At 50.7% G+C, this 1890-nt stretch carries 4 protein-coding genes; 3 read left to right on the top strand and 1 reads right to left on the bottom strand.

From position 1 onward, the window contains the following. Nucleotides 1-106: 106 nt before the first annotated feature. The 3 genes from JCM13995_RS17935 to JCM13995_RS13350 are packed head-to-tail and all read left to right on the top strand — an operon-like array spanning nucleotide 107 to nucleotide 1361. Nucleotides 107-385, top strand: coding sequence for a histidine phosphatase family protein (locus JCM13995_RS17935; RefSeq protein ID WP_369385747.1), 279 nt, complete (start codon nucleotides 107-109; stop codon nucleotides 383-385). Continuing rightward, complete coding sequence (locus tag JCM13995_RS17310) at nucleotides 301-591, top strand: histidine phosphatase family protein (protein WP_263849697.1); 291 nt, start codon at nucleotides 301-303, stop codon at nucleotides 589-591. Before JCM13995_RS17935 ends, JCM13995_RS17310 begins: the two co-directional genes overlap by 85 nt. A gap of 23 nt (nucleotides 592-614) precedes the next feature. Further along, nucleotides 615-1361, top strand: coding sequence for an SGNH/GDSL hydrolase family protein (locus JCM13995_RS13350; protein ID WP_054666545.1), 747 nt, complete (start codon nucleotides 615-617; stop codon nucleotides 1359-1361). 196 nt (nucleotides 1362-1557) lie between these two features. On the opposite strand, the gene JCM13995_RS13345 is transcribed toward JCM13995_RS13350, so the two are convergent. Further along, nucleotides 1558-1890 (bottom strand): LPXTG cell wall anchor domain-containing protein (locus JCM13995_RS13345; protein WP_225350919.1); only part of this gene is annotated, 333 nt, incomplete at its 5' end.

Here is a 1890-nt window from a genome sequence, read left to right as displayed (position 1 = left end):
AAAATAAAATGAGTAGTATCCTTTACCTAGTGCGTCACGGTGAGACCCTCTTCAATGTCCAACGCAAAATTCAGGCTGGTGCGACTCACCACTAACTGCCCATGGAATCGCCCAAGCCAAACAACTCGCCACCTACTTTGACAGCATTCCACTTGACCATGCATACAGTTCCACTTCAGAGCGTGCCGTGGACACCGCTGATCTGATCGTTCACGGCCGATTGCCTGTGCGGCACCTCAAGGCTCTCAAAGAAATGAATTACGGAGTCTTCGAAGCGAAAGCCAAGTACTTAATCCGCCGTTGCCGAAAGACTTCGAGAACTTCTTTGTCCTGTATGGCGGCGAGTCTTCAAACACCACTGGGCATCGTCTGCTTAAGGCGTTAACCAACATTATGCAGCAACCGGATCACCAGAACGTGTTGGTTGTGTCCCACAGCGCGGCGTGCTACAACTTTTTGCGCCAACTGCAGGACCCAACTGACGTTCTCGCCAAAGGCTTACCCAATGGTGCAGTGCTGGTCTTCACTTTTGGCTCAACAGGCTTTCACCTGTTGCGAGTCGACCGGCAAAAGGCTGAAAAGCAGCTATGAATCAGGATTAGGAGGCCTTAGTTATGAAAAAATCTGCATTGGTCACCCCCGCAATTGGGGCTGCCGCCGTGCTTCTGGCCACACATCACAAATTCGTGAGTCGCATCGTGCTTGGCAATCTGCCAAATTATGCCCCAAGCGCTGCCACATTGAATCCCGCGTCACCCTTATATGGCAAGCACATCGTCTTTTTGGGGTCATCGATCACATATGGCGCTGGGGCCTTCGGTAAATCCTTCGTTGATGATCTCGCCGCCAGCGACGGCCTCATCGCAGATAAGCTCGCAATCTCTGGCACCACACTGGCTGGACCTGAAGCAAAAAGTTACATTTCCCGCTTGCACAACTTCCAACCCGAAACCACGCCTGATGCATTTGTCTGCCAGCTCTCCACTAATGATGGCCGCGCCGGAAAACCCGTCGGCACGGTGACTAAGCCTGGTACAACGGCGTTCGACACGACGACGACCATTGGCGCTATGGAAGCAATCATCACGGAGGTCAATCATGACTGGCATTGTCCCATCATGTTCTACACATGTCTGCGTAAACCCGATGCAAACTACGAACAACTAATTGACAGTCTCTATCAGCTACAGGAAAAGTACGGCTTTGCCATTCTCGATTTGCACCACGATAAAGCCTTGGCCAGTGCCACCAGCATGCAGCGGTTTGCGATGTTGGATGATGCACATCCCACTCAGTTAGGATATCTCAAGCTTTGGACCCCGCTTTTTAGAGCAAGTCTGACTAAGCTTTTGGCCCCGTAAATGATCCATATGACTGACCTGATCCGTAGACTTGAAAATCAACGCGGTCGCTTATCTTGCTTGAAAAAAAATTAATTGCATACATTTCGGCTCCTGAGCGTATGCATAGACAAAAAGGCGTTCATCATACAACTGATGAACGCCTTTCGTGTAGATTCACCTAAGGGGTACTAATACTTAACAGATTAATTCCAGATTAGTGTTCACGCTTGCGCAACTTACCAAAACCGAAGAAACCTGCAACCGCAGCGATAACGGCCATCCCTGCTGCTAAAACTCCTTGCGTAGACGCTTCACCAGTTTGCGGCAAGTTATCTTTCGAAGCTGCCTTTGCATCTTTACCATTCTTATCGGGGTTAACAGAACCAGTGTCACTAGAAACAGCTTCGGCAAGTGGCTGATCTGCCTCACCCTTGTCGCCGCTATCCACTGGTTCGCCCGTATCACCCTTGTCGCCGGTGCCCACCGGTTCGCCTGTGTCACCTTTGTCGCCAGTGTCCACTGGTTCACCTGTATCACCCTTGTCGCC

Origin of the sequence: Lacticaseibacillus camelliae DSM 22697 = JCM 13995 (genome assembly GCF_001311195.1) — a bacterium.
Classification (GTDB): domain Bacteria; phylum Bacillota; class Bacilli; order Lactobacillales; family Lactobacillaceae; genus Lacticaseibacillus; species Lacticaseibacillus camelliae.
The sequence above is the reverse complement of the archived record's forward strand: the minus strand, read 5'-3'. Positions and strand labels throughout refer to the sequence as shown.

Excerpts from the sequence above, each read along its gene's own strand:
- JCM13995_RS13350 (WP_054666545.1), top strand. The coding sequence starts at position 615 with ATGAAAAAATCTGCATTGGTCACCCCCGCAATTGGGGCTGCCGCCGTG.